A 21,577-nucleotide genomic window follows, 5' to 3' on the forward strand; every position below is an offset into this window, starting at 1 on the left:
AACATTTCCTCCAAGGATTTTTATGCCTAAAGAATATATTTTTACCTCTGAATCGGTCACCGAGGGGCATCCCGATAAAATGGCCGATCAAATCAGCGATGCGATTCTAGATTACATCATTGAACATGACCCAAAAGCACGTGTAGCGTGTGAAACCCTCGTATCCAATGGCTTTTGCGTTATAGCAGGTGAGCTCAAAACCACTTCATATGCGCCGATGCAAGAAATCGCCCGTCAAGTTGTCCGTGAAATCGGTTATACGGATGCAACGTATGGTTTTGATTATCGTTCATGTGCGGTTCTAAACGGTATCGGGGAACAATCTCCCGACATCAACCAAGGGGTTGACCAAGAAGACGGTGAAATCGGAGCGGGAGATCAGGGGTTAATGTTCGGTTACGCATGCCGTGAAACCGATGTCTTGATGCCGTTGCCTATCTATCTATCCCACCGCCTTGCAGAGCGTTTAGCCCAAGTACGTAAAGAAGGAATTATCCCTTACCTCCGTCCTGATGGTAAAACCCAAGTAAGTATTCGTTATGTGGATGACAAACCGGTCTCGGTAGAGACGGTTGTTGTATCGACTCAACATGCCCCTGAAATTTCTCAGGAAAAACTGCATGCCGATGTCATCGAAGAGGTCATTAAATATGTTATCCCAGCAGAGTTGATGAGTCCGAACATTGTTTACCATATCAATCCGACCGGTAAATTTGTCATCGGTGGCCCTCAAGGGGATGCCGGTCTTACAGGGCGCAAAATCATCGTCGATACCTACGGCGGAGCTTGTCCTCATGGCGGCGGTGCGTTCAGCGGAAAAGATCCGACCAAAGTAGACCGTTCAGCCGCCTATGCCGCACGCTATGTTGCTAAAAATCTTGTTGCATCCGGTGCGTGCGAAAAAGCAACGATTCAAGTCTCTTATGCCATCGGTGTCGTTAAGCCTATTTCTATCATGGTAAATTCCCATGGAACGTCTATTGTTCCAGAAGAAAAACTCGAAGCGTGTGTAAAAGAACTCTTTAATCTAACACCAAAAGGGATTATTGAATCACTTGATTTACTACGCCCTATTTACCGTAAAACAGCCGCATATGGACATTTCGGACGTGAACTTCCTGAATTTACATGGGAAAAAACAGATAAAGTTGAGGCAATCAAAGCCTATTTAGGACTATAATCTACACTTCCGTAACACTCCCCTATTAATCTTCATTAACCCCCCCTATTTTTTAGGTGGGTTTAAAATTCTTCTGTTATAGTTACCCCATATTTATAAACCAAGGAGAATCCTATGGCAGTAGTCATTAATGATACCTGTATTAACTGCGGTGCTTGCATCGATGAGTGTCCGGTAGAAGCGATCGTTGACGAGGACGATAACCCAACAGGTGAAGAAGTCTATTACGTTTACGCTGATAAATGTGTCGAGTGTGTAGGTCACCACGATGAGCCTGCATGTGCAACAGCTTGTCCGACAGAGGGCTGTATCACTTGGGATGAAATCGGCGCTAGCCCATCTCACCGTGATGATGTTACCGCTGAAATGCGTTCATCACGCGCAAACGTCGTTAACTAATACACTAATTACGAATACCGAAGGGAAACAAATCCCTTTGGTTACGCTGTTTTCTCCCTCTTTTCTTTCTTTCATCATCTTTAATCTTACTTAAATTATTGTTTGGCTATAATCCCGTTCTATTTTTTACACACAAAACAGGAGCATTGATGGAACAAACGTTGTCAATCATCAAGCCTGACGCCGTAGCAAAAGGTGTCATTGGAAAAATTTTAGATCGTTTTGAGACAGATGGTCTTAAAATTGCAGCTATGAAAAAAGTTCAGCTCAGCCGTCAAGACGCTGAAGCATTTTACGCAGTACACGCTGCTCGCCCTTTCTTCAACGACCTCGTTGATTTCATGGTAAGCGGTCCTGTTGTTATTACAGTTCTTGAAGGCGAAAACGCTGTTCTACGTAACCGTGACTTGATGGGTGCAACAAACCCTAAAGAAGCAGAAGCTGGAACAATCCGTGCTGATTTTGCTGAAAACATCGATGCTAATGCTGTTCATGGAAGTGATTCAGTTGAAAATGCTAAAAATGAAATCGCATTTTTCTTTTCAGGCCGCGAAATTTCGTAACTGCCATGAAAATAGCATTTAAAAAATTGGGATCACAACCGCTTCATTTTGAGGCAAATAGTGACAATGCCTTTTTTTCAGGTGATTTGATCCTGAAAAAAAGTAATCTTGCCCAATTAAACGGTACAATTACAGGGAGTATTTCGATTCCTTGCGATCTCTGTGCCGAAGAGGTAGAACGCTCTTTGAATGAAGAGATTACTTTCTACCTTAGCGACGGGATTTATGAGGGCAACGACGAAGAGTTGGATGTCGTCGAAATCGACAAATCGATGATTGATTTGGAAGAACTTCTCAAATCAGAAATCGAGCTAATCAAAAGCGACTATTTTTGTTGCAAAAACTGCGAAGGAACCTCGTTAGATCGAGAGTTCTGATAAACGCACGAAGTGCATCGGGCTTCCTGCCGAAGGAAACCCAGTGTTAACGTAACCGGGGGGATGTATTCGCCCGGTGTTTAAACTTAAACAAGAAAGGACTATAAAAGATGGCAGTACCTAAAAGAAGAGTGAGTCATTCTCGCGCCGCAAAACGCAGAACTCACTATAAAATTTCTCTTGCTCGTCCAGTCAAAGACAAAGACGGCACGTACAAATTGTCTCACTATGTCAACCCGACAACCGGTGAGTACAAGTAATCGATGATTAGAATTGCAATTGATGCAATGGGCGGGGACTTCGGTCCCGAACCGATTGTTAAAGGGACACTTGAAGCACTCAAAGAAAAGAGTTTTCAACCAATTCTAGTTGGTAAAAAAGATGAGATTTTATCTTTATTACCCAAGGGCTATAAAGATAAAATTTTAATTGTTGAAGCGGATGACGTTATTGACATGAGTGATGCGGCGACAGATGCACTCAAACGACAAGACAGCTCGATTTATAAAGCTGTAGAACTCGTGCGTAACGGCCAAGCTGACGGCGTTGTCAGTGCCGGACACAGCGGTGCGACCATGACATTAGCTACACTTCGCCTCGGACGGCTCAAAAACGTGTTACGTCCTGCACTCGTCACATCCATGCCTACCAAAAGCGGGAAACGCAGTATTCTTATGGATGCCGGCGCCAATGTCGACTGCAAAGCGGAACACCTTTTCCAATTCGGAATTATGGGATACTACTACGCTCAAGACATGTATAAACTGAGTGATCCGCGCGTAGGACTCCTTGCCAACGGTGAAGAAGATTCCAAAGGGAATGAAGTCACCAAAGAGGCATTCAAACTGCTCGAAGGGCAAAAAGGATTTGTCGGTAACGTTGAAGGGAACAATATCTTCGATGGAAGCTGTGATGTCATTGTATGTGACGGCTTTATCGGCAACCTTGTTCTCAAAGCCTCCGAAGGAGTTGCTTCAACCATCAGCTTCTTTATCAAACAATATATTCGAAAATCTCCCATTGCAATTACCGGTGCATTGCTAATGCGAAAAGTATTTAAACTTTTGAAAAAAGAGATCGATTATGCTGAAATCGGCGGAGCACCGCTGGTCGGTATCAAAGGGTGCGCAATCGTAAGTCACGGTAAAAGCAATCCAAAAGCAATCAAAAACGCAATTTTTCAAGCAATTCGCTACGTTAATACCGGCGTAAACGAACATATTGAAAAGCGTCTCGAAGAACTAAAAAAATAAACGTCGATCCCTTATAAAGGCTAATTATGTACGCTGCGTTTCGTTCCATCGGAGCTTATGTTCCCGCTAAAATCCTCACCAATGCCGAACTTGAAGTAATGGTCGATACGAGTGATGAATGGATCACTAAACGTACCGGCATTAAAGAGCGTCATATCGCGGCGGCTGATGAGCGAACCAGCGATATGGGTGTCAAAGCTGCTGAACTGGCGATTAAACGATCCGGTCTTGCCAAAGAAGATATCGACATGATCATCTGTGCGACCATCTCTCCTGATTATTTTTGTATGCCCTCGACTGCAACGATTATCGCTACCAAACTCGGCCTTGGTAAAGTTATGGCATTTGACATTTCAGCTGCCTGCACCGGGTTTGTTTATGCTCTTAGTATTGCCAAAGCTTTCATCGAATCAGGGATGAAAAAAAATATCCTGATCGTAGGGGCTGAAAAACTTAGTGCCATTACTGACTATACGGATCGTGGAACGTGTATTCTCTTCGGTGACGGGGCAGGATCAGCCGTTATCAGTGCTACCGAAGATAAAAATGAAGCAATCATCGATATTCATACTGGGTCAGACGGCTCATTCGCCGATTTACTTATGACCCCTAACGGCGGAAGCGGATCGGCGCATGACGAACTTGACCGCGAAGCAGCAGGATGTTACATGCGTATGAAAGGGAACGAAACCTTTAAAGTAGCTGTCCGTACTCTCACTGCTGATGTCGTGGAAATTTTAGAGCAAAATAATATTGAATCTTCAAAAATTACCCATTTCGTCCCTCATCAAGCAAACTATCGTATTATCAAAGCAGTCGGTGACGCACTCGAATTATCGGATGAACAAGTCGTATTGACCGTAGAAAAATACGGTAATACTTCCGGTGCATCGATTCCGATGGCTATCAACGATATTTACGAATCAGGTAAATTACAGCAAGGTGATTTAATGCTCCTTGATGCCTTTGGCGGCGGATTAACATGGGGCAGTGCCCTTGTTCCTTTCACTGGTAAAGCTATCCACTAAGAACTCTCGCTACAATATTGGATCTTTTTAAAGGTCTGATATGATTTATACTAATCCCCTCATCTATATTGAAATTCACGACAGTGAAATCCCATGGGTTAAAATTTTTACCCATACACAGCACAAAGAATTTTCGCAATGTTCCCGTGAAGAAAAAGAGATTATTTGGGAGTGTTTAGACATTATCGAAAAAAAAATGCTCACCTATTTTAAAGCCGATAAAATCAATATCGCCTCATTCGGTAATATGATGCCGAGAGTCCATTGGCACATCATGGCACGCTTCGAAAATGACAGTTATTTTCCTGAACCAATGTGGGGAGTTAAACAAAGAGAGGGATTAGTGTTAACGGCTCCGTTGGAGCCGTTTATAGAGGAGTTAAAAGTTGAATTAACTTCTAGGTTTGCTGCTAGCTGAACGATTACCGCCGCTAAAGCTGCGTGAACGATCTCCTCGATCGCTTCCGCCACGCTCACCGCCACCGCTGCGCTCTCCACCGGCTGCATTACGGTCATTGTTACCACGGTATCCACCGCCGCTTCCAGCGTTACGGTCATTATTCCCACGGTATCCGCCGCCGCCACTTCGGTTACGGTTAAATCCGCCGCTGCGTTGTCCGCCACGATCACCACGACTTGACAAATTGCTTAGGATTTTCTCTAAACGTTCCGCTGCGATACCGATATTGTTTGGTCCTTGAACTGTGTTGCGTTCCATCAATACGGAAATCAATTTATACGCAATTTGCTCTTGGTCATAATCTTGTTTCAACAAATCAAGCACCTTATGCGCTTCATCATACACGTGTTGTTTTTCGATTTCACGAACCAAACGAGTTACTTGTGCCTCTTTAACATCCACTTTGCTCGGAATATAAGCGTGCTCCATTGTCGTACCGACTTTAGCACGGATACGTTGAAGTTCTTTGAATTCCATTGGAGTTACAAGAGTAATTGCTACCCCTTTTTTACCCGCACGTCCTGTACGTCCGATACGGTGCACATAGCTCTCTGGGTCAAATGGGATATGGTAGTTGAAAACGTGTGTTACATCATCAATGTGCAATCCACGTGCCGCAACGTCAGTTGCGATCAATACATCAACCGCATCGGTTTTAAGCCCTTTGATAACGCTTTCACGTTGACGCTGCTCCATATCACCATGTAACCCTTTTGCCATATAGCCTGCGGCAGAAAGGACGTTGGAGAGGCGATCTACCTCTTTTTTAGTTCGGCAGAATACAACTGTTTTCTTCGCATCTTCCGCATCCATCAAACGGATAATTGCATCATCACGCTCTGATTCTTCGATAACGTAATACTGTTGAGTAATATCGGTATTCGTCGTTTCAGATTTGGTGATCGATGCAAAAAATGGGTTTACAAGGATACGTTCTGCCAATTGTTTGATCGGAGCAGGCATCGTTGCTGAGAAAAGCAATGTTTGACGCTCAGTCGGCAAATAGCTGAAAATTTCATTGATATCATCCAAAAAGCCCATATCGAGCATTTCGTCCGCTTCGTCCAAAATAACGGTTGATGGAGTAAAGCCTTTGAGCATGTTACGGCTCAACATATCAAGCAAACGTCCCGGAGTAGCGATGATCACTTGCGCGCCGCGCTCGATCAAATCCATCTGACGGTTGTACGATGAACCGCCGTAAATAGTTACGGTACGTGCACCCAAATGTTTACCGTATTTGAAAATTTCATCACTTACTTGGTTCGCGAGTTCGCGAGTCGGAGTAATGATAAGGGTTTCAATCCCCCCTTTTAAATGCATTTTATTCAATGCAGGAAGACCGAATGCAGCTGTTTTACCGGTACCGGTATGGGCTTGTCCTACAACGTCACGCCCTTCCATAATAACGGGAATAACCATTTGCTGAATCGGACTTGGTGTTTTGAATCCGGCATGACGGATACTTTGCATAATCTCTTCACGAAGACCAAAGTCTTCAAATGTCGCGAGATTTTCTTCTGTGATTGGTGTTTCTATTACGTTCATGATTTACCTTTTTATATACGCCATCGGAAACCATTCCGACCAGTTACGCTTGCCCACTCATGGGGGAGAGAAATTTTAATGAGGATAAGTTGGATTCTCATCCGCGAGGGCACCTTTGAAAAAGATTCATAAATCTCTTTAGAAGGTACCCAAAATTCAAATGGAATTATAGCTGAAATTTTTATAAAATAGGCTGTAAAGCATATGTTTTCAAAAGATAAAGATAACCTTTAGTTTCAAATCGTCTAAAATTTGTCTGATTTTTTTAAACTTTTAGAACTATACTTCCAAAAATTAGACCTAACTTTCAAGGAGTCAACATATGTTCAATGTAAAAATGGAAAAAGAGTGCGGCTGTTTCAAACGAAGCGGTATGGAAAGTATTAAAACGTTTGACAATAAAGACGATGCCCTAATCGAAGCTAAAGAATGGGCGGAAGAGATGAATGAAACCTTTTGTCAAAAACATAATTTTTCGATAGTTGAAGAGGGAAATGACCTCATCATCAAAGTAGAAATGAATTAAGGGGCACAGCCCCTTACAGTTTTAAAGCAAGCTTTTTAATCACCATTTTTTTTGCCCATATCGGGTCTTTCAAATCCAGTAACTCTCGTACTTCATCATTGACCAATCGATACGAAACACTCACAACTACCTGATCGGCACCCGGCTGCAATGGGAGGGTAAAGGTTTTTGACCCCTGTGCCGCAATAGAGACACTATCCGTCGTTTTTACTGCCAAATGGGCAATTGTAGGCTTACCGCGCTTACTTAGATAGTGTGAACTCAAAGAAAGCACCTCATTCTTCATCACTTTCGAACCGCTCATATATTGTGCTTCAATCAAAATCTCACGTGAACCGAATCCGCTTGGCAAGGCATGTGGTTGAGGATTCACTAATGTCACTTCCAAAGCGCGCGCATTTTTCCGTACATCTACTTTTAATGCTCCCTGCCACATACTCTCAACATGCCCGCCTTTAAATCCGTGTTCACGAATGAGGCGTTTATGAGTTTGTCCGTTCACATCTCGCAACGTAGCGGCTACCCCTACTTCACGCGGACTCATGTGACAATCAACACACTGTTTTCCGCCGCTTTTAAATTCAGATTGCATATTGGTAAAACGATGTCCCTCTTCAGATGAATCGTTTGCATGGCATACAAAACAGAGTTGATTCGGATTGGTGTCCATGAAATCACGCTGTTCTACTTTGTGGTATGGGGATTTGGCATCAGCATAAGGACCTGTCATTGTTCCCGACTTCATCCAACTGACCCGATTAATACCCCGTTTGGAATCCGGGAGATCATCATGAATCTGATCTATGTTATGACACACAACACAATTGATCCCTTCTGAGATTCCATTGTTATTGATCGCTTTTGTTGCAGCAGAATCTTTATCCAGCTTCAGCGAGGCAATCGCTTCATACTCAGCATTGGTGGAGGTCACGGAGATACGCGGATTATGACAAGTCGCACATTCAATTTTGATCGTGTTGAGCGATTTACGGTTATCTTTTCGGGCAACATAATCGATCGTTTTTTGGAAATATTCATCGTTTCCGTAATGAGATTTCGCATGCCATGAATTATCCCACTGTTGTACAATATGACTGTGACACGCTTTACACTTACCGGAATCTTTAAATTTGTCACCGACTTGAACCACTTCGGCAGCATAAAGACTCAAACTCAAGACTGCCAACACCCATAATGAACGCATTGATACCCCTTTAACGATGTTTATCTAACCAAACCATTAACCCTTTTTGTGCATGAAGACGATTTTCCGCTTCTTCGAAAATTACACTCTGATCCCCTTCAAGAACCGCTTCACTCACTTCAACACCGCGATACGCGGGGAGGCAATGCAGGAAAACAGCTTCTTTTGCCGCTAAGCTCATGAGGGTTTCATCTACGATGTAACCCTCAAATGCACGGATACGCTGAGCTTTTTCCTCTTCTTGTCCCATCGAGATCCATGTGTCGGTCGTTACAACCGTAGCACCTTCAACCGCAACTTTCGGATCATTGGTAACCGTAATTTTGGCACCGCTGTGTTGGGCAAACGCAAGAGCATCCGCAATAACAACCGGATCACATTCATACCCCTTCGGTGTAGCGATACGGAGTTCAAATCCAAGTTTGCTTGCCAACATCAACCACGAATGGGTCATATTATTCCCGTCTCCAACATACGCCACGATCGGATTTATATCTTTACCACACTCCATCATCGTCATATAATCAGCCAGTAACTGAACAGGATGGTAACTGTCACTAAGACCGTTAATGACCGGAACTTTTGAATAATGGGCAAACTCTTCGAGCATCGATTGTTCATACGTACGAATCATGACCATATCACACATCGAAGAAATAACGCGTGCTGTGTCTTTTACCGGTTCACCACGTCCTAAGTGAATATCACGATTAGAGAGAAACAGTGCGTGTCCTCCAAGCTGATACATCCCTACTTCAAAACTAACGCGGGTTCGGGTGGAGCTTTTTTCAAAAATCATTGCCAACGTCTGCCCCGAAAGACGGGGTTTGAGTTCTCTGGCTTTGACCTCTTTTTTGATCTCCAAACCAATATTTAAAATCTCCAGGATTTCTTCTTTGGTATAATCTTTTAACGTTAAAAAATGTCTCACGTACGTCCTTCGATACAAAAAACAATCATATCATAAAATTATTTCATTAATTTAAAAGTTGTGCTACTTCTTTAGCATGGTAGCTGATGATAATATCCGCACCCGCACGTTTAAACCCGACCATGGTCTCCATCATCACACGATTGTAATCGATCAATCCTGCATTACCGGCAAATTTGAGCATCGCATATTCACCGCTAACATTGTAAACAGCAAGAGGAAGGGATGAAGCTTCACGGATGTCACGAATAATATCAAGGTAGGCAAGAGCAGGTTTTACCATTAAAATATCGGCACCTTGAGCTTCATCTGCCAAACTCTCTCGAATCGCCTCACGACGATTAGCCGGATCCATCTGATAGGTAGAGCGGTCGCCGAAACTCGGTACCGATTCGGCAACATCACGAAACGGTCCGTAATAACCGCTCGCGAATTTAGTCGAGTAACTCATAATCGGCAAATTGACATATCCGCCGCCATCAAGAGCATCACGCAACGTCGTAATAATCCCATCCATCATCCCCGATGGAGCGATCATATCAACACCTGCACGTGCATGTACCAGGGCCTGCTGCGCTGAAATCCCCAATGTCAGGTCGTTATCCACCGTCTCGTGAACATGATCAAGTATTCCGCAATGACCATGATCGGTATACTCACAAAAGCACAAATCAGTTACTACGAACATTTTAGGATAGGCGCGTTTGATGGCACGAACCGCCGTCGCAATAATTCCATGATCGCATAGGGCATCCGAGCCTACTGAATCTTTGACTTCAGGGATACCAAAAAGGATAATCGAATAAATCCCCAAAGACTGGAGCAATTCACACTCTTTGAGTATCTCATCCAAACTCATTTGATACACACCGGGCATTGAGGAAACTTCCGTTTTGATCCCCTCTCCCGGTCGAACAAATAGCGGATAGATAAAATCATTGACACCTATATGCGTTTCACGAACCAGTGAACGAAGGTGGGAATTAAGACGAGTGCGGCGAAAACGCTCCATGAAATTGCTCCATATAAATAGTTAAAGCAAGTGTAGCAAGTGTTAGATTAAGAAAAGAAAATTATAATTGCCACATGAATACACAAATCAACTTTGAAAAATCATCCATTGCTAACCTTCCCAGTAAATACGGTCATTTTAAAATTCGGGTTTATAAAGAAGGAATTCAAGAGCATTTAGCCATTTTTACCGAAAATTTCGAGAAGCAAGAATCTCCACTGGTGCGTATTCACTCCGAGTGCCTTACCGGTGATACATTAGGCAGCATCAAATGCGATTGTAACAATCAGTTACATAAAGCACTTACTATGGTGGCTCAAGAGGGAGGGTTGGTGATCTATCATCGTCAAGAAGGACGGAATATCGGTCTTCTCAATAAGATCAATGCCTACTGCCTCCAAGATCAGGGGCGCAATACGATCGAAGCCAATGTCGAACTCGGCTTTGCCCCCGATCAACGAACCTATGATGTCGTGGGTGAGATATTTTCCGATTTTAACCTCACCAAAATTCGTCTTCTCACAAACAACCCTGCCAAAGTATCCGTCGTTGAGCAGCTGAATGTTGAAATTACTGAACGTGTTCCCGTCATTATCGATTCCAATCCTCATAATGAAGGATATTTAAAAGTCAAAAAAGAGCAGATGGGACACATAATTTAATGACACCTGCTTTAACATCACATCGTGAGTAAAAGGTAAAATGAGAGCAATGATGCGTTTAATCTTTTTACTTTTTTTCCTCTCATTTCCCCTTTTCGCCCTCAGTAATAATTTTAAAGTGGTTATCGACAGTTTTTCAACCAAAGAAGATGCTCGCAAGGCGTATCTACGCTATCAAAACGACCCTCAATCTATCATCTCACAATACAAAAATGAAAAAGAGTTTATACTCCATTTCCGAAAATCAGGCGGACGCTATATCATTGCTGCGGAGCCTTTTAGCTCCCGTCAAGATGCCGAAGCGGTAGTTCAAAAAATTATCTCTACCTATCCGAATGCATCCGTCAGTCAAGGCGTTGCTAATGATATAGAATTCCTATTAATGCAGCATCGAAATGCGCTAAAACAACAATCGTCTTTTTCTGAGGTTCCTAAGAGCACACTTCCCCCAAGTGTTACACCGGTCACACCTGTTTTACCTTCTCCCACTGTAGACTCATCCAAAGTCTCTTTTAGCTTCTGGATTATCGGCATTCTTATTTTATTAACAACACTTTACATTTTTTGGCGCGAACAAAGCTATAAAAAACTTACCCACCGATACAATGAACTTTTTGATGAAAAAGAGTCTATTCAAAAAGCCATTCAGGCAAAAAATGATTTTATTGCGATGATGAGTCATGAAATCCGTGCCCCAATCAATGCGGTTATGGGAATAAGCCACCTTGTTCTAGAATCCCACCTGAGTGTCACGCAGCGTTCTCAAATTACGAAAATAAAAGCTTCTGCCTCTCTTTTACTCAATCTTATCAACGATATTTTGGATCATTCAAAAATGGAAGCTGGAAAAGTAACGATCGAACAGATCCCATTTGATCTCAATGCCCTGTTGGATGATATTTCCAATATTATTTCGCATAAAGCCAATGAAAAAAAGCTGGAACTTATTTTCGATCTTGACAGCACGGTACCGAATAAATTAATCGGTGATCCGTTACGGCTTCTTCAAGTATTGGTCAATCTACTCAATAATGCTGTTAAATTTACCGAGAGTGGAAATATCGTCCTTAGAGCACGGGGACAGCATATCAGCCGTCTAAATCTCAAAATTCATTTCGAAGTAATCGATACCGGAATCGGAATGAACCATGAGCAAATCGACCGATTGTTCCATTCATATGCGCAAGCAGATGAAACGATCTCACGCAGATACGGCGGTACTGGACTGGGACTGAGTATCTGTAAAAATCTGGTAGCGCTTATGGGTGGGACGATTCAAGTGCAAAGTAAGCTGAATGAAGGAAGTACCTTCTCATTTGATATTAAACTTCATTCGGATTTGGATTTTGAAAAACGGCGTTATCGACTTCCAACGACCGAGTTAATGTCAAAGAATGCTTTAATATTAGATGAGAATACTCACAGTGCCTCCGTATTACAGAGGGGACTTGAGTACTTTCATTATGAGGTTAAACCCGTTGTCGATTCACTAGACGCTATAGCGCTCTTACAAAAATATACTTTCGATATTGTTTTTATCGATACCAAAATGTCCCTATGCGGTGAGTTTAAAAAAGAACTCCAAAACCGCATCAAAAACGATGAGCTTAAATTAGTGTGGATGGGAGAAGATCTTAAAAAACGGGGAGGATTTATTCTAACCAAACCGTACAACCAACTCGATATTTTCAATGCTATTCTCTCTATTTACGGCTATATGGACCAAAACGGGAAACATCATAATAATACTAAAAAGCTCAAAGAGAGTCTCAAAAAATTCGCAGGTGAAACGCTTTTATTGGCTGAAGACAATGAGATCAACCGATCTATTATCTCCGGTCTCCTTGCCGGAACCGATATTGCTATCATTACTGCGAAAACGGGGAAAGAAGCCGTTGAAGCCGTTCAACTAAATCCAGCAATCAGTGTTATTTTAATGGATATTCAAATGCCAATTATGGATGGTTTTGAAGCGACCCTTATCATCCGCCAAGACCCTGCAAAAGAGATTATTCCAATCATAGCTGTTACCGGAAATAGCTTGGAGAGCGATATTCAAAATATCCACAATGCCGGAATGAATGGGCATATTACTAAACCGATTGATGTCAATACTTTTTACACTACCCTTTATTATGCATTTGAAAAATCACTCACTCATGCCAAAAGACCAAACAGCTCACTGAATATTGCTTGAGTTACGCTAAAATTGGGTTTTTACATTACCTAAAAAAAATTTACCGTACGGATGATTTATTTGATACCCTTGAAAACTTTAGTGACCAATCGAAACATAACAGTGCCGGAGCAATTTTTTGAACAGGTAGAACACTACAAAATATTGCTCGAAAAATGGAATAAAATTCATAATCTTACGGGAGCTAAAACACTACATCAAATCAATGAGTTCATCGTGGATGCCATCACACCCATCACCTTCCTGCCACCCGTTACAAAAGCGATGGATATTGGTACCGGTGCCGGATTTCCGGGGATGATTTTAGCTATGGCGATGCCCAAAACCCATTTTACCCTTGTAGAACCACTCACTAAACGTGCAAGCTTTTTGCAGTTTGTTAAAGCTGATTTGGGATTGAATAACGTTGATGTAAAAGCCCTACGGGTAGAACAGCTACCAAGTGAACCGTATGATCTCATCACCTCTCGCGCCGTTACCGATACCGATATGCTTCTCAAACTCTCAGAACCCTTTTGTACAAAAGGAACTCTTTTGCTCTTTTACAAAGGGGAAAAAGTGTATGATGAAATCAATGAATCGTTAGATTACACCATTATAGAAGCAGAAAATCGCCATTATCTGCTGATAAAGAGATAAGTATGAAATTTTTACTGTTTGTCGGATTTTTAGGTGCCGTTTACTTTATGTTTTTTAAGAAAAAGTCGCTCACCCCACCCTCTTCGGATACATCCGCAGAAGAAGCGATGATTCCATGTGTCAAATGCGGTACCTATGTACAAGTCAAAGAGAGCGTAATGCGTGATGGAAAATACTACTGCTCTCGCGAATGTCTGGAGGCCTAAATGTTATTATTCGGACACCCCTATATTCCCTCAGAAACGTTTTACCATATTGATGCAATCGAAGCTGTACGCCATACACCTGCCAATTCGGTCGTTACCCTCTTTTTTACCCCGGAAAATCTCGATGTTATTGAGTATTTACACAAAAACAACGTCCGATTCGCTCTTCATATCGAAACACCAACCGATGCGGTGCTCGGTGAAAATCTAGGAGCGTCTTACCTGATTGCCAGCCCTAAAAATGCTCCTGAAATCCAAAGCGTTGCAGAACACTATCTTTTTGATGCAAAAGTATTAGGATACGTAGAAGATATGGAGCATTTGGACAAATTGATTGAATTACGACTTGATGGAGCGATATTTGCCGACGCCATCATTAAGATAAATACTTAGAGAATCCATTCCCGTTTTAAATTCTTATCCAAACACGCCAATATCTCATATCCGATCGTCCCTACGGCACGGGCATAATCATTGGCGTTATCAAAAATCACCAGTTCATTGGTATCCGTCGCAAAACTTGCACTGTCCATCGAAATACGCCCGCGAAGGGCTATCCCATCAGGAGTTATATAACGATTGGAGGCGAGACGATCCAAACCGTTAGCATAGCCTAAATCATATGTACTCACTACCTCATCGGTTAAGGCTTCATAAATACCGTTGTATCCGACGCGTTCCCCTGCTTTTAATACCCGTGTAGCAATTTTCTCTCCGCACAGAGAAAGGACACTTTTAAGAGAGGGCTGCGGTAAACTCACATCCATCTCCAGACATCCGTACAAAGCAATCCCGACACGTACCATATCATCACTGCAGCCTGATGAGCGAAAGGTTCCTGCGGAGTTCGAGATATGAAATCTGAGATTCCATCCATATTGCTTAGATAGTTGTAACGCTTTGAGTTTTACGTTATCAAAAATTTTACGCTGCCAAAACCACTCGGAACTCAGCGTATCGGCAGCTCTTAAATGGCTCATAACCCCGATACACACCAATCCGCCTTGAGTCATCTTTTCAAAGGCTTCATCCAACTGTTCCGGCGCAATTCCATGACGATGCATTCCGGTATCAATCTTTAACTCAACCCGTGTACCTTTCGGATACATAGCTATCTCTTCGAGGGAATTGATCGCATAACTGAATTTCGGATGCACTGCCGTTGCAATTTGACCTAATATCAGTACATTATCAAAAAACTCTGCAATCTCTTCGGCTTCCCGTTCCAAACGTACCACGGCCTGCTTCACACCGTAATCACGCGCTTCTTCGGCAATCAATACTGCACCGTGACCATACGCATTATCTTTTAACACCACCGCAATTTTATCTTTTCCACCGACTTGGTGTGCGATAATGTCAAGATTATGTTTCAGTGCCTCGCGGCTAAGTTTGATCGATGCCATGGTTTCCCTACGGGGTAAAAATTACAAAATTATAGTACAAGGTAAGTTAATGCGTTATTTCCCAGCCGAATTTGAACCCCAAAGTTTCGTCCAGCTCATTTTTCCCCATCCTCAAAGCGATTGGTCACCTTATCTCGAAGAAGCGCGTGCATGTTTTGTAAACATCGCAACCGCAATCGCCCGATATCAACCCTGCCTAATCATCTGTGACGATGTTGACCTTGTCAAAAATTACTTCACGAATCACGAAAATCTGATTTTTATCCCTTATCAAAGTGACGATACCTGGGCACGTGATTGCAGTGTTCTAAGCGTCATCGATGAGGATGAAGATGAACCGTTATTACTCGACTTTACCTTCACCGGATGGGGTGGGAAATTTGATGCTTCACGTGATAATGCAATGAGTGGCGCAATTGCTGATGTGTACGGCGCACCGATGAAAAAAATTGATCTCATTTTAGAGGGCGGCGGAGTTGAGACAAACGCTAACGGTTCACTTTTGACGACTGCCGAATGTCTATTGAACCCTAACCGAAATCCTCATTTAACGAAAGCACAAACCGAAAGCATCCTCAAAAAAGAATTTGGAGTGGAGCAAATCCTATGGCTGAATCACGGTTACCTCGCAGGTGATGATACCGATAGCCATATCGATACCCTCGCCCGTTTCATCGATACCGATACCATCATGTACGTCAAATGCGACGATAAAGATGATGAGCATTACGATGCCCTTAAAAAGATGGAAGAAGAACTGGAAGCGCTTCGCGATATCGAGGGAGAACCATTTAACCTTATTGCATTGCCACTGTGTACCCCTGCTTTTTACGACGATGAACGGCTTCCGGCTACGTACGCGAACTTTTTGATTATCAATGATGCTGTTCTTTTACCGGTCTACAATGATCCGCACGACAGTGAAGCGATCGCTATTTGTGAAAAAGCATTTCGAGGTCGTGATATTATCCCGATCGATTGCTCCGTACTTATCCGTCAGCACGGTTCACTCCACTGTGTCACGATGCAGTTTCCCGAAGACATTTCCTTACGGGTGAAATAAAAGGGTAAATCCGCTGTAGAGAAAATAGCCCGATGCGGCTAAAAGAATGAGTGTTAAAAATATTTGTTTTTTATTCATGGGTAGAAGTGTAACATAAAATTTAAAAGCCCTCATCAGCGAGATTTCTCCTATCGACTTAACACTAATGTAACACTTCTTTTCTATTATTTCTTCATATTGTTTAAGGATTACCTGAATGAAGAAATTTGCCCTTCTCTCGCTGGCAGCGATTGCTGCACTTGCTAGCGAACCTGTCACCATCCAAAAAATCACTGTCGAAGCCGATGCACCCAAAGCCGATAGCAAAAGTGTCAATGCTGATGAAATCGTTAAGTTCTCACGCCAAAGCGATTTGGGTGAAATGCTCTCAAGTGCACTTCCTGAAATTACTCATGTTCGTACCACAGCGATTGGAAACGATATCGTTTTACGCGGATTTAAAAAAGATAATCTGAACATCACGATTGATGATGCAAAAGTATGCGGTGCCTGTCCGAATCGTATGGATCCCCCTGCAATGCATGTCTCATCCAGTCAAATTCAAAATGTTGAAGTGCAAGAAGGTCCCTTTGACGTTACTCAATTCGGCAGTCTCGGCGGTAAAATTAACGTCGTGACCAAAGATCCCGCAAAAGGTCTGCACGGAGAAGCTTCTGCAACCCTTGGAAGCTTTGACTATCGTAAACTCTCTGCAACAGTAGAGGGGGGCAATGATACCGTTCAGGCACTCGTTGGATACAGCCGTGAAACCAGCGGTCAATACAAAGACGGTGAGGGCAAAACCATGGCCGAACAAGCTGATGGCGCGCCGACCGGTCAACGCTATCAAACAGCGCATAAAAATGATGATGCGTATGCGCGACAAAACTTCTGGGCTAAAATTGTCGGAAATGTCGGAAATAATCAAAAACTGACGTTAAGCTATTTCGGTGACCGTGCCGATAACGTCCTTTATCCACGTTATCCGATGGATGCACTCAAAGACGATACCGATATGCTGAAAGCCAAATATCAGATGTTTGATCTAGGCGCTTTTTCCAAAGAACTAATGGTCGAAGCGTACCACTCCAAAGTGGAACATGAGATGGGAACCGATTTTAGAGCAGGTGCAACCAGTGCTACTATGACAATGGTTTCTCCTGTCGATGCAACGATTGAGGGAATCCGTGTTGAAAACAGCGCTTCACTCAGTGAGACGGAAATCACTCTCGGAATCGATCTATCTAAGCGCAACTGGAATGGGACGAAAGGCAATCGAACCAATCCTTATATAACCGTTCAAATTCCTGATGCTGATACCAACAACATCGGCCTCTACACCAAGGCAGCTAAAACATTCGGCGCTCTGGATATCAGCGGAGGGCTTCGTTATGACGATACAAGTGTCGATGCCGATCAAAACTTAAGTACGACTGCCAAAGATCGAGATTATTCCAATCTAAGCGCCAATGTACTGGGACGTTATCACTACAGCAACAATGGCAACTTCTTTGTTGGATTAGGGCAGTCATCACGTGTTCCTGATGCAAGGGAGCTCTACTTTGCTGGAGGAATCGGCAATACCAATCTCAATGAAACCATCAACCGGGAAATTGATATGGGAGTCGAACAGACATTGGGTAATTTACACTTTAGAGGAACCCTATTTTACAGTGATTTAAAAGACTACATTTATGCCTATAAAACCGGTACGGGGACCAACACATCGTATGCCAATATCGATGCACGTATTGTGGGAGGAGATATCACAGCCGATTATCTTATCAATAATGAATGGTCTCTCCAATGCGGTATCGCTACCCAAAAAGGGACCAAAAAAGATACCGCGCAGCTTGATGCGCTGAGCACTGCTGTACAGACCGATAAAGACTTAGCCGATATCCCGCCGCTTAAAGGGCGTGTCGCCTTAGTATTTGATGATGCTAAAAACTATGCGGCAGCTGAGTGGATCGCTGCTTCATCCCAAACCTACGATCAAAATAACGGAGAACAAGGTATCGGGGGATATGGTATCCTCAATCTCAAATACGGAACCGATTTCGGTAACGGGTTCTCTCTCAGCACCGGCATCAACAATTTCTTTAACCGTACGTATGCCGTGAGCAACAGCTACATCGGACTCACCACCATCATGGAAGGGGCGCAACCTCTCGTCCTTAACGAACCGGGTCGTAACTTCTACGCAACCGTAAGTTACAAATTCTAATTTCCATGCCCTTCGGGGCATATCAACGTTTCGTCACAACTTCCCGATTTTCCAAAAACCATCCGAAGCCGAACATCAATCCCGGTGTTTTGGCTTTTGTCTCATCCATCGTAAACACTTTTGCATCTTCAACCGAAATCTCTATCACTTCGATCGACTCAACACCGATACCCCCGCCCTCACTCACACGCATCGATTCATTCACTCGTGCACAATACAGGGTCTGTACCGATCCTGCAAAGCCTACCGCCGTATAAAAGGACGTAACGCGTTCAATCTGTTCAAGAGGGACCAAAAATCCGCACTCTTCGAGAATTTCTTCGTGAGCGATTTCGACAAGCGTTTTATCTTTATCCACAATACCGGCACACAGCTCATAGGTATAGCCATCCTGATTTTTTAGAAAAACCGGAGGACGGAACTGCCGCACGACAATCAATGTTTGCCGCTCTTCATGGTACAATAAAATAGCAACACTGTCATGTACCTCAACCAAATCCCATGTTTTCAAGAGATTGTTTTGGTGATACTCCATCCGTTTTGGCTTAATGTAATCAGAGTGCTCACACGCAATCATTTTCACATTTTTGATCATGAGTTCTCTCTAAAAAGGTTTAGGTTTAAAGGTGCTAATATCAACATAATAGGTTCCATCGAAATCAAAATAAGGTTTCTTAATCGGTTTGGTTCGAAGTACCTTTTTGAAAATACTGTCCATTTTATCCCGTAACGCGAGGAAAGTTTTACGTTCTTTTCCGCTAAAGCCTTCGGTTTTTTTCTTCATAACACCAAGAGGATCAATCGCCCTACTTCCAGCATACATCCCAAAATGCAAATGGGGACCGGATGAAAGCCCTGAAGAGCCAACATAACCGATCACTTCGCCTTGTTTAACCGATGTACCGTTATGGATACCGCTTCGAAATGATTTTTGATGCGCGTATAAACTAGTCAAACCGTTGGAATGACGAATTTTGATCGTATTGCCATATCCGCGAGACGACCCGGCAAAACATACCCGTCCGTCCCCTGTTGCTAAAATCGGTGTTCCCGGACGGGCACCGAAATCAACTCCCAAATGTGCCCGATAACGGTGAAGAACAGGATGATAACGGCTCTTTGTAAAACCTGAAGTAATACGAGGATTATTGATTGGGATCTTGAATAAAAATTTCTCATACTGACCCCCTTTTTCATCGTAAAACCGACCGTCGCTATGACGGTATACCGTGACACGCTTACCATTAATCTCAATCATGGCTCCATGCACTTCCGGCATTGAAAACGGTTTACCTAAACGGTATTTTTGGGTATAAATCAGCACAATTGGATCGCCTATTTTAAACCCTTTACGGAAATCGACTTTTCCTTTGAACATTTTGACAAATTCGGAAGCCAGATTTTTGGAACCGGTTGCTTTTAAAATATCATCATAAGGAAGACTCTGAATCGGAACGTATAAATTTTCGGTATATTCTTGGCTGACGATCGGAGTCACTTGCATTTCATATCGATTTTTCGGTGTTAAATAGATTTGCAATTGAAGTTCATCATTGACCGGAATCAAAATTTGGCGAATAATATGTTTTTCATCCACGAGCATTTGACAATTCGCACTGTAGGGAATGTCTTCGGTAAGCTTTTGATCTTCTTTATCGAGGTTATAATAGATTGACTGCGGGAGTTTTTTTCGCTCTAAAAATGTGAGGAAACTCTCTCCGTCTTGCCATTTGAACGGTTTTACAGACGTGCCAAAGAGGAGCATGGGCAATAAAAACAATAGAAAAAATCGACCCATTCTCATCCTTGATCAAAATACGCTTTGACAGCGAAAAAGAGTTAAATCATAGCAAAAATTCCATTTACAAAGATGTGTTAAGCTATAATCGTTATTAATTACTTTACCAAAAGGTTACCATGATGCGCATTTGGCTTATCACTCTTATCTCTTGCAGCGTTTTGAGCGCTTCATCCATAAGCACTCCGTTACTTGATGTAGACAATGACCGTGCCACAATTACGGCAGAGAATCTTCAGGAAGGGATGAGTGGCTTTATCCTCCGTAAATTCGATGCGACTCATTCAACCATCATTGCAAACGCACATGTAGAACAAACGAATCCCGCCAACGGCCGTGCGATCTTACGTCTAAGTCCGTACGACGGTCTTCGTCAAAACTCACTTCCAAGCGGTAACTGGTCGCCCAAACCTGCCGATACCGCTGTTTTGGCATATGATTATGGGCGTGCCTTGTTAATCGCACCTAACGACGACTCGTACGATGCTATTGCCAAAAGTATCGCCGGTATTGAATGGATTCATCCGGATAACTATGCAGCTTATCTTTCAAATGAAGGGCATCCTACCCCTTTGGTAGAAGATTTTAAAGATTATTGCACCGCCAATTCAGTCGGTCTGCTCTATATCCAAAGCGCCCAAACGCTCTTTACCCTTGATTGCAAAACCTTTGCCCTCTTACAAACTGCCCCTTCTTTGCTTACATCGGAAAAAGCAATGACACCGTTTTTTACCCGTGTTCCGACTATTCGTGCTGCATGGTGGGGCAAAGGTAGTTCACGACTTGATAGCTATGAACCTTATTATTTGGAGCAAATCGCTTTAAAAAATTCTCATAATAAAGAGCTATATGAGTTGTACAAAGCAAAATTTAGCGATAAAAGCGCACTATTGCGCAATTTTGAGATTAAGGAATAAGC

Annotated in this window: 24 protein-coding genes; 17 read left to right on the forward strand and 7 right to left on the reverse strand. The window is 42.8% G+C overall.

All coding sequences use genetic code 11. From position 1 onward, the window contains the following. Positions 1–22 precede the first annotated feature (22 nt). The 8 genes from metK to PHI47_RS04255 all read left to right on the forward strand — a co-directional run bounded on the left by metK (position 23) and on the right by PHI47_RS04255 (position 5,218). Entirely contained in the window at positions 23–1,180 is a 1,158-nt protein-coding gene (gene metK, locus PHI47_RS04220) for a methionine adenosyltransferase (RefSeq protein WP_299934096.1), read from the forward strand. Positions 1,181–1,294: 114 nt separating this feature from the next. After that, positions 1,295–1,579, forward strand: coding sequence for a 4Fe-4S dicluster domain-containing protein (locus tag PHI47_RS04225; protein WP_015654466.1), 285 nt, complete (start codon positions 1,295–1,297; stop codon positions 1,577–1,579). 149 nt (positions 1,580–1,728) lie between these two features. Beyond that, complete coding sequence (ndk, locus tag PHI47_RS04230; protein ID WP_299924962.1) at positions 1,729–2,142, forward strand: nucleoside-diphosphate kinase; 414 nt, start codon at positions 1,729–1,731, stop codon at positions 2,140–2,142. A gap of 5 nt (positions 2,143–2,147) precedes the next feature. Next, positions 2,148–2,519, forward strand: a complete 372-nt coding sequence (locus PHI47_RS04235) for a YceD family protein (protein ID WP_299934099.1) — start codon at positions 2,148–2,150, stop codon at positions 2,517–2,519. A gap of 110 nt (positions 2,520–2,629) precedes the next feature. Continuing rightward, positions 2,630–2,779: a 50S ribosomal protein L32 gene (rpmF, locus tag PHI47_RS04240; RefSeq protein WP_013461018.1), complete on the forward strand. Its 150-nt coding sequence runs from the start codon at positions 2,630–2,632 to the stop codon at positions 2,777–2,779. Positions 2,780–2,782: 3 nt separating this feature from the next. Continuing rightward, the gene (gene plsX / locus PHI47_RS04245; RefSeq protein WP_299934101.1) at positions 2,783–3,772 is read left to right on the forward strand and encodes a phosphate acyltransferase PlsX; all 990 of its coding nucleotides are present in this window, start codon (positions 2,783–2,785) and stop codon (positions 3,770–3,772) included. A gap of 23 nt (positions 3,773–3,795) precedes the next feature. Then, the gene (locus PHI47_RS04250) at positions 3,796–4,800 is read left to right on the forward strand and encodes a beta-ketoacyl-ACP synthase III (protein ID WP_299934311.1); all 1,005 of its coding nucleotides are present in this window, start codon (positions 3,796–3,798) and stop codon (positions 4,798–4,800) included. Between the two features lie 40 nt (positions 4,801–4,840). Continuing rightward, the gene (locus tag PHI47_RS04255; protein WP_299934103.1) at positions 4,841–5,218 is read left to right on the forward strand and encodes an HIT domain-containing protein; all 378 of its coding nucleotides are present in this window, start codon (positions 4,841–4,843) and stop codon (positions 5,216–5,218) included. Here PHI47_RS04255 and PHI47_RS04260 read toward each other — a convergent pair. Beyond that, on the reverse strand, positions 5,192–6,808 hold the full coding sequence (locus PHI47_RS04260) for a DEAD/DEAH box helicase (RefSeq protein ID WP_299934105.1): 1,617 nt from the start codon (positions 6,806–6,808) through the stop codon (positions 5,192–5,194). The two genes, PHI47_RS04255 and PHI47_RS04260, sit on opposite strands and share 27 nt — an antisense overlap. Positions 6,809–7,130: 322 nt before the next feature. Here PHI47_RS04260 and PHI47_RS04265 point away from each other — a divergent pair, with 322 nt between their 5' ends. Beyond that, positions 7,131–7,334, forward strand: coding sequence for a hypothetical protein (locus PHI47_RS04265; RefSeq protein ID WP_299934106.1), 204 nt, complete (start codon positions 7,131–7,133; stop codon positions 7,332–7,334). Positions 7,335–7,347: 13 nt separating this feature from the next. Here PHI47_RS04265 and PHI47_RS04270 read toward each other — a convergent pair whose 3' ends face one another. The 3 genes from PHI47_RS04270 to hemB are packed head-to-tail and all read right to left on the reverse strand — an operon-like array spanning position 7,348 to position 10,481. Continuing rightward, on the reverse strand, positions 7,348–8,538 hold the full coding sequence (locus PHI47_RS04270; RefSeq protein WP_299934109.1) for a multiheme c-type cytochrome: 1,191 nt from the start codon (positions 8,536–8,538) through the stop codon (positions 7,348–7,350). A 10-nt stretch (positions 8,539–8,548) separates the two neighbouring features. Then, positions 8,549–9,469, reverse strand: a complete 921-nt coding sequence (gene argF / locus PHI47_RS04275; protein ID WP_299934111.1) for an ornithine carbamoyltransferase — start codon at positions 9,467–9,469, stop codon at positions 8,549–8,551. A 46-nt stretch (positions 9,470–9,515) separates the two neighbouring features. Beyond that, positions 9,516–10,481, reverse strand: coding sequence for a porphobilinogen synthase (gene hemB, locus PHI47_RS04280; protein ID WP_299934113.1), 966 nt, complete (start codon positions 10,479–10,481; stop codon positions 9,516–9,518). Between the two features lie 74 nt (positions 10,482–10,555). On the opposite strand from hemB, the gene ribA reads away from it, so the two are divergent. From ribA to PHI47_RS04305, 5 genes are all read left to right on the forward strand, one after another. Next, on the forward strand, positions 10,556–11,143 hold the full coding sequence (gene ribA, locus PHI47_RS04285; protein ID WP_299934115.1) for a GTP cyclohydrolase II: 588 nt from the start codon (positions 10,556–10,558) through the stop codon (positions 11,141–11,143). A gap of 49 nt (positions 11,144–11,192) precedes the next feature. Continuing rightward, the gene (locus PHI47_RS04290) at positions 11,193–13,340 is read left to right on the forward strand and encodes an ATP-binding protein (RefSeq protein ID WP_299934118.1); all 2,148 of its coding nucleotides are present in this window, start codon (positions 11,193–11,195) and stop codon (positions 13,338–13,340) included. Between the two features lie 102 nt (positions 13,341–13,442). Beyond that, a complete protein-coding gene (gene rsmG / locus PHI47_RS04295; protein WP_299934120.1) occupies positions 13,443–13,979 on the forward strand; it encodes a 16S rRNA (guanine(527)-N(7))-methyltransferase RsmG in 537 nt (178 codons plus the stop codon). A gap of 2 nt (positions 13,980–13,981) precedes the next feature. Continuing rightward, positions 13,982–14,185 (forward strand): PP0621 family protein, encoded by a 204-nt coding sequence (locus tag PHI47_RS04300; protein ID WP_299934122.1) that lies wholly within the window; start codon positions 13,982–13,984, stop codon positions 14,183–14,185. Next, positions 14,186–14,578 (forward strand): hypothetical protein, encoded by a 393-nt coding sequence (locus PHI47_RS04305; protein WP_299934124.1) that lies wholly within the window; start codon positions 14,186–14,188, stop codon positions 14,576–14,578. It begins immediately after the preceding gene. Here the strand turns inward: PHI47_RS04305 and PHI47_RS04310 are convergent. Then, positions 14,575–15,591, reverse strand: a complete 1,017-nt coding sequence (locus PHI47_RS04310; RefSeq protein WP_299934126.1) for an alanine racemase — start codon at positions 15,589–15,591, stop codon at positions 14,575–14,577. The two genes, PHI47_RS04305 and PHI47_RS04310, sit on opposite strands and share 4 nt — an antisense overlap. A 49-nt stretch (positions 15,592–15,640) precedes the next feature. Here PHI47_RS04310 and PHI47_RS04315 point away from each other — a divergent pair, with 49 nt between their 5' ends. Together PHI47_RS04315 and PHI47_RS04320 are read left to right on the forward strand one after the other, a co-directional pair. Further along, a complete protein-coding gene (locus PHI47_RS04315) occupies positions 15,641–16,654 on the forward strand; it encodes an agmatine/peptidylarginine deiminase (RefSeq protein WP_299934128.1) in 1,014 nt (337 codons plus the stop codon). Between the two features lie 196 nt (positions 16,655–16,850). Then, on the forward strand, positions 16,851–18,860 hold the full coding sequence (locus PHI47_RS04320; protein WP_299934130.1) for a TonB-dependent receptor: 2,010 nt from the start codon (positions 16,851–16,853) through the stop codon (positions 18,858–18,860). 22 nt (positions 18,861–18,882) lie between these two features. On the opposite strand, the gene PHI47_RS04325 is transcribed toward PHI47_RS04320, so the two are convergent. Next, positions 18,883–19,455, reverse strand: a complete 573-nt coding sequence (locus PHI47_RS04325; RefSeq protein WP_299934133.1) for an NUDIX hydrolase — start codon at positions 19,453–19,455, stop codon at positions 18,883–18,885. A 9-nt stretch (positions 19,456–19,464) separates the two neighbouring features. Continuing rightward, positions 19,465–20,658, reverse strand: coding sequence for a peptidoglycan DD-metalloendopeptidase family protein (locus PHI47_RS04330; RefSeq protein ID WP_299934135.1), 1,194 nt, complete (start codon positions 20,656–20,658; stop codon positions 19,465–19,467). Positions 20,659–20,777: 119 nt separating this feature from the next. On the opposite strand from PHI47_RS04330, the gene PHI47_RS04335 reads away from it, so the two are divergent. Then, positions 20,778–21,575, forward strand: coding sequence for a plasminogen-binding N-terminal domain-containing protein (locus PHI47_RS04335; protein ID WP_299934137.1), 798 nt, complete (start codon positions 20,778–20,780; stop codon positions 21,573–21,575). Positions 21,576–21,577: the final 2 nt, after the last annotated feature.

It is taken from the genome of Sulfuricurvum sp., from assembly GCF_028713855.1.
Lineage (GTDB): Bacteria > Campylobacterota > Campylobacteria > Campylobacterales > Sulfurimonadaceae > Sulfuricurvum.

Coding starts and splice junctions, on each gene's coding strand:
- metK (WP_299934096.1), top strand. CDS start 23: ATGCCTAAAGAATATATTTTTACCTCTGAATCGGTCACCGAGGGGCAT.
- PHI47_RS04225 (WP_015654466.1), top strand. CDS start 1,295: ATGGCAGTAGTCATTAATGATACCTGTATTAACTGCGGTGCTTGCATC.
- ndk (WP_299924962.1), top strand. CDS start 1,729: ATGGAACAAACGTTGTCAATCATCAAGCCTGACGCCGTAGCAAAAGGT.
- PHI47_RS04235 (WP_299934099.1), top strand. CDS start 2,148: ATGAAAATAGCATTTAAAAAATTGGGATCACAACCGCTTCATTTTGAG.
- rpmF (WP_013461018.1), top strand. CDS start 2,630: ATGGCAGTACCTAAAAGAAGAGTGAGTCATTCTCGCGCCGCAAAACGC.
- plsX (WP_299934101.1), top strand. CDS start 2,783: ATGATTAGAATTGCAATTGATGCAATGGGCGGGGACTTCGGTCCCGAA.
- PHI47_RS04255 (WP_299934103.1), top strand. CDS start 4,841: ATGATTTATACTAATCCCCTCATCTATATTGAAATTCACGACAGTGAA.
- PHI47_RS04260 (WP_299934105.1), bottom strand. CDS start 6,808: ATGAACGTAATAGAAACACCAATCACAGAAGAAAATCTCGCGACATTT.
- PHI47_RS04265 (WP_299934106.1), top strand. CDS start 7,131: ATGTTCAATGTAAAAATGGAAAAAGAGTGCGGCTGTTTCAAACGAAGC.
- PHI47_RS04270 (WP_299934109.1), bottom strand. CDS start 8,538: ATGCGTTCATTATGGGTGTTGGCAGTCTTGAGTTTGAGTCTTTATGCT.
- hemB (WP_299934113.1), bottom strand. CDS start 10,481: ATGGAGCGTTTTCGCCGCACTCGTCTTAATTCCCACCTTCGTTCACTG.
- ribA (WP_299934115.1), top strand. CDS start 10,556: ATGAATACACAAATCAACTTTGAAAAATCATCCATTGCTAACCTTCCC.
- PHI47_RS04290 (WP_299934118.1), top strand. CDS start 11,193: ATGATGCGTTTAATCTTTTTACTTTTTTTCCTCTCATTTCCCCTTTTC.
- PHI47_RS04300 (WP_299934122.1), top strand. CDS start 13,982: ATGAAATTTTTACTGTTTGTCGGATTTTTAGGTGCCGTTTACTTTATG.
- PHI47_RS04305 (WP_299934124.1), top strand. CDS start 14,186: ATGTTATTATTCGGACACCCCTATATTCCCTCAGAAACGTTTTACCAT.
- PHI47_RS04310 (WP_299934126.1), bottom strand. CDS start 15,591: ATGGCATCGATCAAACTTAGCCGCGAGGCACTGAAACATAATCTTGAC.
- PHI47_RS04315 (WP_299934128.1), top strand. CDS start 15,641: ATGCGTTATTTCCCAGCCGAATTTGAACCCCAAAGTTTCGTCCAGCTC.
- PHI47_RS04320 (WP_299934130.1), top strand. CDS start 16,851: ATGAAGAAATTTGCCCTTCTCTCGCTGGCAGCGATTGCTGCACTTGCT.
- PHI47_RS04325 (WP_299934133.1), bottom strand. CDS start 19,455: ATGATCAAAAATGTGAAAATGATTGCGTGTGAGCACTCTGATTACATT.
- PHI47_RS04330 (WP_299934135.1), bottom strand. CDS start 20,658: ATGGGTCGATTTTTTCTATTGTTTTTATTGCCCATGCTCCTCTTTGGC.
- PHI47_RS04335 (WP_299934137.1), top strand. CDS start 20,778: ATGATGCGCATTTGGCTTATCACTCTTATCTCTTGCAGCGTTTTGAGC.